This is a genomic window from Ruegeria sp. F11 (genome assembly GCF_056533855.1).
Window position 1 is genome coordinate 43,975 of record NZ_JBQFOW010000014.1, and the last position, 15,216, is coordinate 59,190.

Consider the following 15,216-nt stretch of genomic DNA (forward strand, 5'->3'; position numbering starts at 1 on the left):
GGACGTTAGTGCAGCATTGGGGCGGCGTCCATGGCTGGAACGACCAATTTTTTGGATTCAAATTGTCGTTTCCAGACTTTGCGTCACAGATCGATCTCAACCACACCGCCCGGTTGCGCGGCCCGGCTTTGGCAAAGGATGATAGCGCTCTCGCGTTGTTTGTTGGACAGCACGAAATCGCGGTGCTCGATCTCGCCTGAGATCACGCTGCACTTGCAGACCCCGCAGATACCGTCCGAGCATTTCACATCCACGTGAACGCCCGCCTCGTTCAGCACTTGCGCGGCGTCCTTGTCGGCGGGGACGTTCAGGTCACGGCCTGATTTCGTCAGTCTCAGGGTGAAGGGATGGTTTTCGTAGTCGGGCTGTTCGGGGACCGAGAAGTATTCCAGATGCCGCGCCTCTTCGGGGAAGCCCTGCACCTCAGCCGCCTGCATCACGCCGTCCATGAACCGATCCGGGCCGCAGGTGTATACGTGCCAGCCGTCCTGATAGTCCGACAGGATCGCATCCAGATCGGCCCGCGTGCCTTCATCCGAGAAATGGTAATGCACATGGTCCGCCCACGGCATCGCGGCCAGATCGTCCAGATACCCGGCCCCAGCGCGGGTGCTGGCGGAGTAGTGCAGTTCAAACGGTTTGCCCAAAGCGTGCAGCCGGTGGGCAAAGGCGATCATCGGGGTGATGCCGATACCGCCGCCCATCAGAAAGGTTTTGGTCGCGGTTTCATCCAGTTCGAAATGGTTGATCGGCTTTGAGATGAACACCTTGCGCCCTTCGTTGAAGATGCGGTGCAAGAGGGCCGAGCCGCCGCGCCCTTCATCCTCACGCAGCACGCCAATTTGATAGGTGACCCGGTCAGAGGGATCGCCCGACATCGAGTACTGCCGCAGGAACTCCGGCGCGACGAGAACGTCCAGATGCGCGCCTGCGGTCCATTCCGGCAGGGGCGCACCGTCGAGGGTCGAGAACTCATACTTGGTGACATCGGCGGTCATCTTGTCGACCTTCGTCAGTTCCACTCGCATCACCGGCGCGTCGCCTGCGATCTGATAGCGGTGGATGACGGACATGTCGCCCGCCGCCTTGCGGGTCTTGTAATCGTCTGCGCTGACCATCGCCTCGTAGGCGGCGATTCCTGCCTCTCGGTCCATGTGGAATGGATAAGGCCAGGGGTGCGGCGCAAGTGGGGCGGGATAGACGGCCAGCGTCTGATCCTCGTATTTCAGGTCCAGATCGGTCTGCAGGTCCCGCCGGTTCAACGGATGCTGCGAAGGGCGATAAGCCCCGTCAGCCTCCAATTCGATATCCCACCACCATTTCTTGATGTCATTCAGCCCGCCATTGCCCACGGCATCATCCAATTTGGCCAAGGCGGGTGCGGCCTTGGGGATGTTCATCGCGGCCCAGCGGAAGGGACGTTCCTTGAAGATACCTTCCAGGTTCCACGGGCAGGTTTTCATGCACCGCCCGCACATCGCACCGCCCGGAGTGGTTACCCGGTAGGTTGCGCATTTCTGGCTGTCGGATTTCCAGATCTCATAGCCGTTGAACATCAACTTCGGCCCGGCAGTGATCGCGCCCGAGGGGCATTCGCGAGCGCATTTGTTGCAGGCCTCGCAGAAACTCTGCAGACCGAAATCAATCGGCTTGTCATGGCTCATCGGCATATCCGTCGTCACCACGCCCGATTTCAGACGCGGGCCGAGATAGGGGTTCAGAATGACCTCGCCAATCCGGCTGACCTCGCCCAGCCCCGACAGCAGCAACAGCGGCGGTTGCAGCACCTCGCCATCCATCACCGTATGAGCCTTGGCCTTAAACCCGAGGTTACGGATCTGCTGCGCGATCACCCCGCCCAGCAACGAGAACCGCAGATAGGCGCGCATCGACTGGGCCACGCTGATCCAGTCATCGCCGCTGGCACCTTCCATCGTCTCATAGCCCTGATCGATGATCATGCTGATGGCCTGATCGTGGGGCGGGATGATTTCCTCACCGGTCGCATCATGGGAATACCACGCCCAGTCCGGGCAGCGGCTGAGGCCCACCGCATCGACCCCCAGAAAATAGGTCGCCGCCTTGATATTGGCGGCGTTGCGCGCCGCATCGGTTGGCTTGGGCTCGTCCGTGCTTTCCCCATCCTGCAACAGGACAAAGGCCCCCAACGCGCGACGTTGGGCAAAGCTCGGGGCGGATTTGCGGACGTAGTGCCCGCCCTTCGCCGCATCCTGCAGATGCTTCCCCATATCGCCAAACTGCGCCCGCGCGAACATGTCCGCCCGTTTCGGCACGCGCGCGACATTTTCTTCGTCGATATAGGTGGTCGGGTCTTCCACGCGTTTGAGGGTTTCAAACGGATGCGCCCCGTCCACATAGCGCCGCTTCGCGTAGGGATCGCGGTTCAAAGCGTTCTTGGCGAACCCTGCCCCCAGCCACCACGCCGGACCTTGCGTGCGAAACCACGGCTGTTGCGCCAGCGGCTGCAAGGGTTTGTCATGTGCAATCGGCATCTCGGTGGTGACAGCCGCCAGCCCAAACCGTGGCCCCAGCCACGGGGCGACAAGGTCGCCACCCTCGACCGAGGCCAACCCCGCCGCCACCGCAAGTTTGCCCAGATCGACATCCGAGGACATGGCCGTATGCGCCCGTGCATCGAAGCCCAGCAGGCGGATGTAATTGGCGATCACCACAGCGTTTTCCGAAGCCAGCAGACAGGCCCGATGGTCTTGCGCATCCCCGATCCACTGCGCGCCGGGCTCATCCGGGTCGGGATCGCGATTGTGTTCATAGAGGAAGACAATAGCATGGCGATGCGCATCCAGCGGTCCCGGCGTCGCCTCCATACTGTCTTTCAGATCGGCCATGATCACGTCGATGCCCGAGGCCAGCGTTTTGGTCTGACGCGTGCGCAGGGCATGGGCCAGCCGGTCGATATCTGGGTTGCGGTGCGGCTGGTCCAGCAGGGCCTCGGACGGCAGAGGGCCGCAACCCATCATCGAGGCATCGTTGAAATAGCCGAACGCTTTCAGATGGTTGGCGCGGTCCTGCGGGTCGGACGGAATCTCGGAGGCCACCGGGTTTACGAACCCATCCCGGATCGTGTCCAGCATGGCCTGAAACTCACCCATCGCATTCACGATGCTTTCGGGCTGATCCGGCCTGTGAAAGCTAAGCACCGGCATCGCAGGCGTGCCGGACAGATCAGGCAGGTGGTCCTGCCGGGCCAAACGTTCCAGCGGAAATGGTCCCATATGAACCGGCCGGTTCTTGTCCGAGAAAAAGCGGATCCCCATCCTAAGCCTCCTGTCTTCCCTAACCCCCTAACCTGCCATGGGCGGCAAATCCATTCACAAAAGCCGCGAATGGGCGGTAACGGTGTGATTTCAGGTGGTTAAGAAGTCTACTACGCCTTTTCAGGCCTGAGACAGCAGCCAGTCCCGCATCTTACCTACAAGTTCGGGATGGCGAGGCATTTTGGGGACGACCACGTAGAAGCCCAGATCATCGACCAGAACCTGATCGAAGGGCCTGACCAACCGCCCGCTCTCCAGCTCCGCCGCCACCAGCGCGGCATTGGCCAGCGCAAAACCCTGCCCCGAGACAGCGGCATCAATCGCCAGACCGGTCTGGTTGAACGTCATCATGCGCGGCTTGCCCTGCACCCCGGCATGTTCAAGAAACAAAGGCCAAAGCCCATGAGAGTCGCTGAGCAGCACCTGCCGCAACAGATCGGCCGGGCCCGAGACCTGCGTGGCCAGATCAGGCGCGCAGACCACCATGAACTCGGTCGAGAACAGCGGCTGGGCCTGCAAACCTGCCGCCACCGGTCTGCGGCTTTGACGCACAGCAATATCGACCCCGTCCCGGCTGAAATCCGCCAGCCCTTCGCGGGCGTCCACGCGCACCTCGATATCGGGGTTTTTGCTCGTGAAATCCGGCAAGCGCGGGACCAGCCATTTCGAGGCAAAACTCGGGGTGACCGAGATCACGATCTGATGCTGGCCCGAGAACTCCTCGACCGCCCCTTCGATCAGACGAAACGCGCGGCGCAGAGGGGTATGAAACCGCCGCCCCGCCTCGGTCAGGCGCAATCCACGCGGAAGGCGGTCGAACAACGCTTCGCCCAGCCGTGCCTCAAGCCCGCGCACCTGCTGCGCGACGGCACCCTGGGTGACGCCCAATTCCTCGGCGGCGAGGCGGAAATTCAGGTGCCGGGCGGAGGCCTCAAAGGCGCGCAGGGCGTTGAGCGGAGGGAGGGCGGGCATGTCGCAACTCTGTAGATTTTCTACAGCTTTACGGCAGAAGAACTGATTGGTCAATTTTCGGCTCTGGCCCCATGTTGATCGCAGACAGAAAATGGAGATTAAGAAATGGAAGACAAGGTTGCGCTGATAACAGCGGGCGGCAGTGGGATGGGTGCGGATGCGGCCCGGCGGTTGGCAGCAGATGGGTTCAAGGTGGGGATTTTGTCTTCGTCCGGTAAGGGTGAGGCTCTGGCCAGTGATCTGGACGGTGTCGGCATCACCGGCTCGAACCAATCCGGCGACGATCTGCAGAAGCTGGTCGATGCGGCCATGGCCCACTGGGGACGGGTCGATGTGCTGGTCAACTCTGCCGGGCATGGCCCCCGCGCCCCAGTTCTGGAACTGACGGATGACGACTGGCACACCGGCATGGATGTCTATTTCCTGAACGCCGTCCGCCCGACCCGGCTAGTCACGCCGATCATGCAGGCACAAGGCGGCGGGTCCATCATCAACATCTCGACCTTCGCGGCGTTCGAGCCTGACCCGGTGTTTCCAACCTCCGGCGTGTTCCGCGCAGGGCTGGCCGCCTTTACCAAGCTGTTCGCGGACAAATACGCGGCCGACAACATTCGCATGAACAACGTGCTGCCCGGCTTCATCGACAGCCTGCCAGAGAAAGAGGAATTCCGGTCGCGCATCCCGATGGGCCGCTATGGCCGCAGCTATGACGAAATCGCCTCGGTCATTTCCCTGCTGGCCTCGGACGGCGGCGGCTACATCACCGGACAGAACATCCGGGTGGACGGAGGCATCACCCGCTCGGTCTGACGGCTATCCGGTCACAAGCGCCCTCTGGTCGTCGCGGCCCATGGCGATCAGCAGGGGCGCGGCCTCCTGCTGCGCTACAAACGCGGCCTTGTCCGTCATGCCGCGCCATTCGGCCAGGACCAGCGATTGTGCCACCGCCCCGCCCAAGGTCGCGCCCGGCCCAGTCACGATGAACAGGTCCGGCGCGAATTCGCGCGCGGCCGTCTGCACGGCGCGGGTGAAATCATACGGCTCGGTCACCTGATGGCCCAGCGTGTAGTCCCACAGCGCATCCGTGTCTGTCGCGCCCGGCCACCAGATTTTGCCGCGCCCGTCGATCATCGGATGGCGGGGCTGCCAGAATAAATTTGCCGCCAGTTGCGCCCGCCCTTCTGCTGCCACGGACGCCTGAAGACGGGTATGGAACGCGGCGTGGTTGGGCAAGCGCATGGGGAAGCGATCCTGAATCGCAGGCTGAGACGCCTCGAACGCAGCCAGCCCGGCCTCGTTTCCGGCCAGAACCAGCATCCCGCCCAGATCAATCGACAGGGCCAGATCCTGCCCCTCGCTCGTGTCGATACGTGCGACGTCCCTAAGTATTGCCTGTTTCCGAGCAGGATCGTTAACCCAGGTGTCGTCCGTAAAGGGATAGACCAACTGCCCGCCAATCAGATGCTGCTGCATCAGCGTTCCCATCGTGTTGACGACGCGGAACCCATTCTCGGCGCTCAGCGCCCCGGCCACGGCCAGCGCGATGTACCAGCCCATCGAGTTTCCGGTGACCGCGACCACCTCAATATCCTCAGCCAGCGTCTGCGCATCCGCCAGAGACGCGGCGTAGATCAGGGGTGAGGCAATGTCGCCGCGGGAATATTTGCTCACCGTGAAGCGGCTTGCGGCATCGAGCGCCGTCACAGCCTCTTGCCCGGTTTCTTCCCGAATGGCGTCGAATGTGCGGAACATCTGCACCCGGTCGGCATGGTGCCGATGCAGATAGCCCAACTCGGGCTTGTTATAGGTGCCACGGCCCGGGCAGATGACAACAGCGGTGCGGGTCATGCTTTGCCTCCGGTCAGGGTCAAGGCGGCGGCGACAATACCGTCTTTCGACGGCAGTGGTGCTGCATAGGCCGGGCCGGTTGCGATGAAACAATCATCAGCCGCCACACGGGCGGTCGGGGTCGCAGAACTTTCTTCTTGGAAGAAAGTCATCAGCGCTTCGGACTGGCTGCCGGTGCGGCGGCATTCGTCTACAATCAGGATATGCTTGCAGCCACGCGTCGCCGCAAGCAGTGCCTCGGCAGGTAACGGTGCCAGCCAGCGCAGATCGACGATCCGGGTTTTCAATCCCGCCGCCTGCAACTCGGGCAGCGCCTGGTGAGACAGGTAGTGCCCGTTGCCATAGGTCACGATGGCCAGATCGTCGCCATCCCCACGCACCCCAACCTCGCCCAGCGCAATCCGCTGGTCAGGCGAGGGATAGGTCGTCATCCAACCGCCGTCCTGTGCCTGATGCAGATCGCGCATAGGATAGAGCGCGATGGGCTCCAGAAACACAACCACCCGCTGTTCTTCGCGCGCCAGCCGCACACATTCGCGCAGCATCATCGCCGAATCCGCGCCGCTGGAAGGACAGGCAATGATCACGCCCGGAATGTCGCGCAGAACTGCCAGCGAATTGTCATTGTGGAAATGCCCGCCAAAGCCTTTCTGATACCCAAGACCCGCGATCCGCAGCACCATCGGGTTGGTGAACTGACCGTTCGAGAAGAAGGGCAAGGTGGCAGCCTCTCCCCTGATCTGATCCTCGGCATTGTGTAGATAGGCCAGGAACTGGATTTCTGGGATCGGGACAAATCCGTTATGGCCCATGCCGATGGCCAGACCCAGAATGGATTGCTCATCCAGCAACGTGTCGATCACCCGGTCCGGGCCAAAGCGCTGCTGCAGTTTCTGGGTCACGCCATAGACCCCGCCCTTGCGGCCCACATCTTCACCCATGCAGACGATTTCGCCATGCTCCAGCATCAGATCGGTCAGCGCCCAGTTGATCAGGCGGCTCATTGGCTGCGGGTCCTGCATGGCCCGCATGTCGCCACCGAAAGCGGCGGCCCGGGCGTCGGCGGTGGGCCCGTTTGTGGGCTTGCAGGCGCGTTTGGGCGGGATCAGGCTGGCCATCACCTGTTCCGCGTTTGCCAGATGCGGGCGGGTCGCGGCCTCGGCGGCGACGCGGTCGGTGCGGGCGCACGTGTCCTGATAAATCTGCAACGCCGCATCCGGGAACAACGCCCCGGCCTGATCCAGCAACCGGACCGAATGCAACAACGGATCGTTAGCCTCATCCGCTTCGACCTCAGCCTTGCTCAGGTAGGTTGTCGGCACATCCGCCCCGGCATGACCATAGAGACGCACGGTCTTCAGATGCAGAAAGGCAGGCTTGCGACGCGTGCGGACATAGTGGGCCGCCTCTTGGGCCACAGCGTATGTTTCATAGATATCCAACCCGTTGGCCTGAAAATATTTGATCCCCGGACGATGCTCCATCGAGGTCTGAATCCAGCCTTTCGGCGTTTTTACCGAAATACCGATGCCATTATCCTCGCATACGAACAAAAGGGGCAAAGGCGTGGACTGCACACTGGTCCAGCCTGCCGTGTTGATCGCCCCCTGCGCGGTCGAATGGTTGGCCGAGGCATCCCCGAACGAGCACATGGCGATCCCGTCCAACGGCAATTCCCGATGCTCGGGGTCGTGCCTGCGCGCCGCGCCCAGCGAGTAGGCAGCCCCGACGGCCTTGGGCAGATGGCTGGCGATGGTCGAGGTTTGTGGCGGTATCGTCAGCGCTTTCGACCCCAGCACCTTGTGCCGCCCGCCCGAGGTCGGGTCCTCACTGGAGCAGGCAAAGCTGAGCAACATGTCCCAGGCGATCTGCTGGCCCGGCACCTGCTCGGCGCGGGCAATCTGAAACGCAGCGTCGCGATAGTGCAGAAAGGCGATATCGGTCGGGCGCAGGGCTTGGGCGACGGCGGCCATGCCTTCGTGACCCGAGGACCCGATCGTGTAAAACCCCTGCCCTGCCTTTTGCATCGCCCTGCTGGTGCGATCCAACGCCCGGCTCAGCACCTGCGAGCGGAACAGAGACACCGCATCCGTACCCGTCAGGCCCACACGTGGCGGCGGCCCGTCCGGAAAGTCGCGGTTTGCAACCCGAGACAAGAAGTTTTCATGAACGATCTGGGCGCGGTCCATAGTCTGGCCTTTTTCAAATGGGGTGGGGCTTGCCCGACATCTGGGCGCATCGCCGCGCCAAACATCCCTTATATCCCGCTGGCGCAGGGAAAAAGCCAGTGATAATCAGAAGCAAAGGTATGAGGAAATGTCATATGATTGCGCCCCGCCGCTTTCTGCCATCCATATCGTCCCTGCTGGCGCTCGAGGCCGTGGACAGGCTCGGCAGCGCCTCGGCCGCCGCCGAGGAATTATCTTTGACGCAAAGCGCGATCAGCCGTCAGTTGAAAGCGATGGAGGAGCAACTGGGCGTCGACCTTATCCAGCGCACGCAGATGCGGCTGCACCTGACCCCAGCCGCCAAGGACTATGTTCAGACCGCGCGCGCGGCCCTGCAGCAACTGGCGCAGGCCTCGCTGAAGCTGAAGGCGAACCCCACCGGCGGGTCCCTGCATCTGTCGATCCTTCCGGCTTTCGGTATGCACTGGCTGGCCCCAAGGCTGCAGGATTTCGCCCGCCGCCATCCGGAGGTGACGGTCATTCTGAACACCCGCCTGAAACCGTTCGATTTCGACACCGAGCCTTTCGACGCCGCAATCCATTTCGGTCAGAGGGACTGGAGCGGGGTGAATTATATGAAGATCATGCACGAAGTGGTGCTTCCGGTCTGCGCGCCAGAGCTTCTGCCAGACCGGCTGTCAGGAATTGAATGGCTGACACAGGCCCCTCTGCTGCATCTTGAAACACGCCCGGATGGCTGGGACCGGTGGTTCGCCGCCCAAGGGCACCCGGCCAGCGGGCAGCGCGGGATGATGTTCGACCAGTTCTCGACCATGATCCAAGCGACCATTCATGGGCTGGGCGTGGGATTGCTGCCCGGTTATCTGGTGGCCGAAGACCTGCAGAGCGGTCGGCTGGTGCAGGCCTGCGACGGGCCAGAGGTCAGCCTTGGCGACTATTACCTCGTCTGGCCGAACGGACGGGCCGAGGCGGAACCGCTGAAATCGTTTCGGATCTGGCTAGAGGAGCAACTGTCCTCATAGCGTAAGAAACTGCGCGACCTTCGGCCTTGCGTCCTGCGGACGGCAGGTGGGCCGGGCAGGAGCGCCCTGTTCACACGTCAATCGACCGCGCGATCAGTTCCTTCATCACCTCGTTGGTGCCGCCATAGATCATCTGCACGCGGGCATCGGCATAAAGGCGGGCGATGGGGTATTCCATCATGAAGCCATAGCCGCCAAACAATTGCAGACATTCGTGCATAATCTCGTTCTGAACCTCCGAGCCCCAGTATTTGACCATCGATGCGGTGGCCGCGTCCAACTCACCCGCCTCAAGCTTGCCGATGCAATCGTTGACGAAACTGCGCAGAACCTCGGCCTTGGTCTTGCATTCCGCCAGTTTGAACCGGGTGTTCTGGAAATCCATGACGCGCTGCCCGAAGGCCTTGCGCTCCTGCACGTATTTCACCGTCTCGGCGATGGCGAAATCAATCGCGCCCAAGGCCATCAATCCGATGGTCAGACGTTCCCACGGCAGTTGGTTCATCAACTGGTAGAACCCCTGCCCTTCTTCGGAACCCAGCAGGTTGGTCATCGGCACTTTGACGTCTTCAAAGAACAGCTCGGCCGTGTCGTTGCCCTTCATCCCCAGCTTCTTGAGGTTCCGCCCCCGGCGAAATCCGTCCGCGCCGTCGGCCTCAACGGCGATCAGGGACACACCTTTCGCGCCCAGAGACTTGTCCGTTTTCGCGGCAACAATGATCAGATCCGCCGACTGGCCGTTGGTGATGAAAATCTTCGACCCGTTGAGCCGGTAGGAGTTGCCATCCCTGTCCGCCGTCGTGCGCACCGCCTGCACGTCTGATCCTGTACCGGGTTCGGTCATGGCCAGCGCTCCGACCATCTGACCCGAGGCCAATTTCGGCAGCCAGTTGCGCTTTTGATCCTCGCTGCCATAGGCTGTGATGTAATGGGTTACGATGGATTGGATTCCGTAACCCCACCCGGCATCCCCGCGCGCGGCCTGTTCGTAGATCGTGACCGAGTCGAACCCCATACCGCCGCCGACCCCGCCGTACTCTTCGGAGATCGCCCCGGCCATAAGCCCGGTTTCGCCCGCTTTGGTCCAGAAGTCGCGATCCACGACGCCATTGTCGACCCATCGCTCGATATTGGGGGTCAGTTCGTCATCCATGAACCGACCTGCCATGTCGGCAAACATCCGGTGTTCATCCGTGACCCAAGCGGCGGTGGAGGTAAAAAGCGACATGTATGGCTCTCCGAAACTGTTGTTAAGAAGAGGCTATCGTCGGATTTGTCCGCTGCCAATCCGGGTGACGCCGCGTTCGGGCACCGCGCTACGCAACGTTTCTTGCCATCTATGCGTCAGCCGCCGTGGATCAGACCCGCGCTGCATCGATCAAAGACCTTGCCGCCTCTTTCCCGTCAATGGCCGCATCGCAGTTCTTCAACATCACTGCAGACACGATGGCCCCTTCCTGCAGCAATTGCACCTGCCGGGCCAGCTTTTCAGGCTCGCGCGCGTCGGCCTTGCGCGCCAGAGAGGTGAAATAATCCAGAACCAGGCGCTTGTTCTCAGCCGCCTGAATGTGGATGGGGTGGTCGGGGTTTTGGTATTCCGCGCCTGCCTTGACGAAGATGCAGCCCCGGAACCCGTCTTCCTCGAACCATTCTCGTATGACATCAAACCCGGCGATCAACTGATCGGCGGGGTTGTCCGCGATCTCTTCAACCCGCTGCAGGAACCAGTCGCGAAAGTTTTCATCCCGCAGGCGCAATACCGCAAGGATCAGGTCCTCTTTGGTGCGGAAATGCTTGTACATCGAGGTTTTCGACACACCCGTTTCCACCACAAGCTTGTCCATTCCGGTGGCGTGAAACCCGTCGCGATAGAACACATCCAGCGCTTTTCGAACCAGTTGATCCCGTTTGTTTGGACGCATAGACCCCTCCGAGGTGTACTGATTAGCACATAATTCCCGCGGTGCATGAATGCAATCTGGCCGCGATAACCGCCTGCCGGGTTTCGGAACATTTTTCACCTTCCCGTGTGCTGGACCGTTCTGCTGCACATTTTCATTGATCGGGCGGACTGATCGGTACACCCTGAGAAAAGTTTACCGATCAGTCCACCAAAGGAGCCAAGGAATGCAACGCCGCGCCAGCCCGTTTTCGCCCCAATACGTGCCCTTCCTGCTGACCCTTGCCCTTCTGGCCGCATCGCTGGCCTAAGCGTGGCCGGTTGATCGCGCGGCCCGGCTTTGTCAGGGTGACAGGCGACGCCCATTCAAGAGCCCCCGAAAGGACCAGCCATGCCGCGTGCTTTTTCCGAACTGACCTTTACCACCGCGGTGCGGGCGCATCAGGACCGGATGGGCTCGGCGCAGACCTATGCCAAGTTCATCGAAGGTGGCCCACAGCAGGGCCATCTGATCGGCGAGCCCGAGAAAGCCTTTATCGAGGCACGCGACGGCTTCTATCAGGCCACAGTGTCCGAAACCGGCTGGCCTTATGTCCAGTTTCGCGGCGGGCCTGCGGGGTTTCTGAAAGTGCTGGGGCCTCAGACAATCGGCTATGCCGATCTGACCGGGAACAAACAGTATGTCTCGCGCGGAAATCTGGATGGCAATGATCGCATTGCGATGATCCTGATGGATTACGCCAACCAGCGCCGCCTCAAGATCCTGGGCCGTGTCGAGATCACCGAGGGCGAGGCCGCCGCCGCAAGCCTGTACCCCGAGGGCGCTGAAACCCCGGCTGAGCGTGCGGTGATCATCCGGGTCGAGGCGCTGGACTGGAACTGCCCCCGCCACATCACGCCCCGCTTCACCGAGGCGGAACTGCGCCCCCATCTGAACGCCCTTGGTCAGCAACTGGCGCAGCTTCAGGCGGAAAATGAGCGGCTTAAACAGCAGTTGGCGACCTGAGCCCCTGCGGAAATTTTGACGCACCCCTCTTGACCTTCCCGTCACTGGAACCCCCATTGGAGGGGCAAAGAAACTGTCGGGATTCGAGTCGAATGGCGGACCCTCAGACATATCACCTTAAGGTCGAAGGCATGCACTGCGCCTCATGCGTTGCACGTGTCGAAACCGCATTGCGGGACGTTCCGGGCGTGGATAGCGCGGCGGTGAACTTTGCCACCGAAACCGCTCAGGTTGCGTTTGACGGTCCTGTATCCGCGCTAACCGATGCGCTGGAGAGTGCAGGCCATCCGGCTGCGACGCAACAAACCGTTCTGGCGGTCGAGGGCATGAACTGCGCCTCGTGTGTCGCCAAAATTGAGCGGGTGCTGAAAGCAAGCCCCGGCGTGGTCGATGCCACTGCAAACCTTGCCACCAAAACGGCCACGGTGACGTATGTCGAGGGCACGACCAATCCGGCGACTCTGGCACAGGTCGCGACCCGGTCCGGCTATCCCGCGCAGCCAGCTGGGGCGGCAAGCACAGAGGCCAGCTTCAAGGCGGACGAAATCAGCCAACTGACTCGCTCAACGCTGCTGGCCGCCGCGCTGGCGTTGCCGGTTTTCATTCTTGAGATGGGCGGGCACATGATCCCGGCGTTTCATCACTGGGTGCAGGCGACCATCGGCACGCAGACCAGCCAATTGATCCAGTTCGCGCTGACCTCGGCCTTGCTGATCGGACCGGGGCGAGTGTTTTACGCCAAGGGCATCCCGTCACTGATGCGAGGCGCGCCCGATATGAATGCGCTGGTCGCCTTGGGGACCGGTGCGGCATATCTGTATTCGGTCGTGGCAACCTTCGCCCCGCATTTGCTGCCCGCCGGTACGGCGAATGTGTATTTCGAGGCCGCCGCCGTCATCGTCGTTCTCATCCTTCTGGGACGGCTGATGGAGGCGCGCGCCAAGGGCAAAACCGGTGCTGCGATCCGCAAGCTGGTCGGGTTGCAACCCAAGACGGCGCGCGTCGAACAGGATGGCGCAACCGTAGACCGCCCCATCGCCGAAATCGCGGTGGGCGATGTCCTGCAAATCCGACCGGGAGAGCGTGTGCCGGTGGACGGGGCGGTTCTGGAGGGCACCTCCTATGTCGACGAAAGCATGATCACCGGTGAACCGGTGCCGGTTGGTAAATCCGCTGGCGATAAGGTGGTCGGTGGCACCGTGAACGGCACAGGGGCCTTGCGCGTGCAGGCCAGCCGCGTGGGCGCAGATACCGTGCTGGCGCAGGTCATCCAGATGGTCGAACAGGCGCAGGGCGCGAAGCTGCCCATTCAGGGGCTTGTTGACCGGATCACATATCGCTTTGTCCCGGCGGTGATGGCCGTGGCGATCCTGACCGTACTTGCATGGCTGATCTTCGGACCCGCCCCCGCCTTGCCGCTGGCGCTGGTCGCCGGGGTCTCGGTCCTGATCATCGCCTGCCCCTGCGCGATGGGGCTGGCCACGCCCACCTCGATCATGGTGGGCACGGGTCGCGCAGCGGAGCTGGGCGTGCTGTTCCGCAAGGGCGACGCGCTGCAGCAGTTGCAGCAAGCGCAGGTCATCGCACTGGACAAGACCGGCACTCTGACCCAAGGCCGCCCGGAACTGGACCATGTGACCACGACAAACGGTTTTGACCGGGCCGAGGTTCTGCGCCTGGCCGCCGCGCTCGAAGCGCGATCCGAGCACCCCATCGCCACCGCCATCACCCGCGCTGGCCCTTCGGACTTGCCAGCGGTGTCGCAGGTTCAGTCGTTGACCGGCCTCGGGCTGCAGGGGCGGGTTGAGGGCAAGGACATCCTGATCGGCTCGCACAAGCTGATGCGGCAGGAAGGGATCGACATCGCCGATCTGCGGGTAGAGGCCGAAGCCCGCGCTGCGGCAGGGGCGACCCCCCTGTTCATGGCCATCAATGGTCTGGCGGCGGCGAGCCTTGCCGTTTCGGACCCGGTCAAGCCCGGCACGCGCGCGGCCTTGGCAGCCTTGCACCAGATGGGAATGAAGCTGGCCATGATCACCGGCGACAATGCCCGGACCGCCCGCGCTCTGGCCGACGATCTGGGCATCGACCACGTCACCGCCGAGGTTCTGCCGGACGGCAAGTTGGAGGCAATCCAAGCCCTGCGCGCCCAATACGGTATGGTGGCCTTTGTCGGCGACGGGATCAATGACGCGCCTGCTCTGGCGGCGGCGGATATCGGCGTTGCTATTGGCACCGGCACGGATGTGGCCATCGAAACAGCGGATGTGGTTCTGATGTCGGGCGATTTGCGCGGCGTGGTGAACGCGGTGGAAATCAGCCGCCGGACCATGCGCAACATCCGCCAGAACCTCGGCTGGGCCTTTGGCTATAACACCCTACTGATCCCGGTCGCGGCGGGGGTGCTTTATCCATTCGGAGGCCATCTGCTGTCGCCCGCTCTGGCCGCCGGAGCGATGGCCTTGTCCAGCGTCTTTGTCGTCACCAACGCCCTGCGCCTGCGCCGCGTTCGTGCCAGCGCGCCCGAGACCGCCCTGCCCGCAAGCGAGGAGGCCCCCGCATGAATATCGGAGATGTCGCCACCCGCACCGGCTTGCCCGCCAAAACCATCCGCTACTATGAGGATATCGACCTGATCAAACCTCTGCGCGACGACAACGGCTATCGCCGGTTTCGCGAGCAGGACGTGCACAAGCTGACCTTTCTGGGCCGCGCCCGCGCGCTTGGGTTCACCATCGAGGATTGTCGGACACTGCTGGCGCTATACGAAGACGAGACCCGCGCCAGCGCAGATGTAAAACAGGTGGCAAAGGATCATCTGGCCCAGATCGAGACAAAAATCGCCGACCTGAACGCCATGCGCGATACGCTGAGCCACCTGATTGACGCCTGCGCGGGCGATGACAGGCCGGATTGCCCAATCCTGCAGGATCTGGGTGGCAAGGCCTAGGGGTTGCCCTTTCATCTCAGCTTTGCTTTGTCT

The 15,216-nt window shown here is 62.2% G+C and carries 12 protein-coding genes; 6 read left to right on the forward strand and 6 right to left on the reverse strand.

Annotation, left to right across the window (positions count from 1 at the left end; all coding sequences use genetic code 11):
- Positions 1-83: 83 nt before the first annotated feature.
- Both ACR0NJ_RS17750 and ACR0NJ_RS17755 read right to left on the reverse strand, forming a co-directional pair.
- A complete protein-coding gene (locus ACR0NJ_RS17750) occupies positions 84-3,296 on the reverse strand; it encodes a reductive dehalogenase (protein ID WP_480818434.1) in 3,213 nt (1,070 codons plus the stop codon).
- A gap of 120 nt (positions 3,297-3,416) precedes the next feature.
- Complete coding sequence (locus ACR0NJ_RS17755) at positions 3,417-4,268, reverse strand: LysR substrate-binding domain-containing protein (RefSeq protein ID WP_480818435.1); 852 nt, start codon at positions 4,266-4,268, stop codon at positions 3,417-3,419.
- A 105-nt stretch (positions 4,269-4,373) separates the two neighbouring features.
- On the opposite strand from ACR0NJ_RS17755, the gene ACR0NJ_RS17760 reads away from it, so the two are divergent.
- The gene (locus ACR0NJ_RS17760; protein WP_480818436.1) at positions 4,374-5,078 is read left to right on the forward strand and encodes an SDR family oxidoreductase; all 705 of its coding nucleotides are present in this window, start codon (positions 4,374-4,376) and stop codon (positions 5,076-5,078) included.
- Positions 5,079-5,081: 3 nt separating this feature from the next.
- Here ACR0NJ_RS17760 and ACR0NJ_RS17765 read toward each other — a convergent pair whose 3' ends face one another.
- Entirely contained in the window at positions 5,082-6,116 is a 1,035-nt protein-coding gene (locus tag ACR0NJ_RS17765; protein WP_480818437.1) for an ACP S-malonyltransferase, read from the reverse strand.
- Positions 6,113-8,305: a dehydrogenase E1 component subunit alpha/beta gene (locus ACR0NJ_RS17770; protein ID WP_480818438.1), complete on the reverse strand. Its 2,193-nt coding sequence runs from the start codon at positions 8,303-8,305 to the stop codon at positions 6,113-6,115. The genes ACR0NJ_RS17765 and ACR0NJ_RS17770 overlap by 4 nt, the downstream gene beginning before the upstream one ends.
- On the opposite strand from ACR0NJ_RS17770, the gene ACR0NJ_RS17775 reads away from it, so the two are divergent.
- Together ACR0NJ_RS17775 and ACR0NJ_RS17780 are read left to right on the forward strand one after the other, a co-directional pair.
- Positions 8,282-8,407 carry a hypothetical protein gene (locus tag ACR0NJ_RS17775; RefSeq protein WP_480818481.1) on the forward strand — a complete coding sequence of 42 codons (126 nt, stop codon included), beginning with the start codon at positions 8,282-8,284 and terminating at the stop codon, positions 8,405-8,407. The two genes, ACR0NJ_RS17770 and ACR0NJ_RS17775, sit on opposite strands and share 24 nt — an antisense overlap.
- Positions 8,408-8,439: 32 nt before the next feature.
- The gene (locus ACR0NJ_RS17780) at positions 8,440-9,327 is read left to right on the forward strand and encodes a LysR substrate-binding domain-containing protein (protein ID WP_480818439.1); all 888 of its coding nucleotides are present in this window, start codon (positions 8,440-8,442) and stop codon (positions 9,325-9,327) included.
- 70 nt (positions 9,328-9,397) lie between these two features.
- Here ACR0NJ_RS17780 and ACR0NJ_RS17785 read toward each other — a convergent pair whose 3' ends face one another.
- Both ACR0NJ_RS17785 and ACR0NJ_RS17790 read right to left on the reverse strand, forming a co-directional pair.
- Positions 9,398-10,555 (reverse strand): acyl-CoA dehydrogenase family protein, encoded by a 1,158-nt coding sequence (locus ACR0NJ_RS17785; protein ID WP_480818440.1) that lies wholly within the window; start codon positions 10,553-10,555, stop codon positions 9,398-9,400.
- 130 nt (positions 10,556-10,685) lie between these two features.
- Complete coding sequence (locus tag ACR0NJ_RS17790; protein WP_480818441.1) at positions 10,686-11,249, reverse strand: TetR/AcrR family transcriptional regulator; 564 nt, start codon at positions 11,247-11,249, stop codon at positions 10,686-10,688.
- A gap of 369 nt (positions 11,250-11,618) precedes the next feature.
- Here ACR0NJ_RS17790 and ACR0NJ_RS17795 point away from each other — a divergent pair, with 369 nt between their 5' ends.
- The 3 genes from ACR0NJ_RS17795 to cueR all read left to right on the forward strand — a co-directional run bounded on the left by ACR0NJ_RS17795 (position 11,619) and on the right by cueR (position 15,183).
- Positions 11,619-12,233 (forward strand): pyridoxamine 5'-phosphate oxidase family protein, encoded by a 615-nt coding sequence (locus ACR0NJ_RS17795; protein ID WP_480818442.1) that lies wholly within the window; start codon positions 11,619-11,621, stop codon positions 12,231-12,233.
- Positions 12,234-12,325: 92 nt separating this feature from the next.
- The gene (locus ACR0NJ_RS17800; RefSeq protein ID WP_480818443.1) at positions 12,326-14,797 is read left to right on the forward strand and encodes a heavy metal translocating P-type ATPase; all 2,472 of its coding nucleotides are present in this window, start codon (positions 12,326-12,328) and stop codon (positions 14,795-14,797) included.
- Positions 14,794-15,183: a Cu(I)-responsive transcriptional regulator gene (gene cueR / locus ACR0NJ_RS17805; RefSeq protein WP_480818444.1), complete on the forward strand. Its 390-nt coding sequence runs from the start codon at positions 14,794-14,796 to the stop codon at positions 15,181-15,183. The genes ACR0NJ_RS17800 and cueR overlap by 4 nt, the downstream gene beginning before the upstream one ends.
- Positions 15,184-15,216 lie beyond the last annotated feature (33 nt).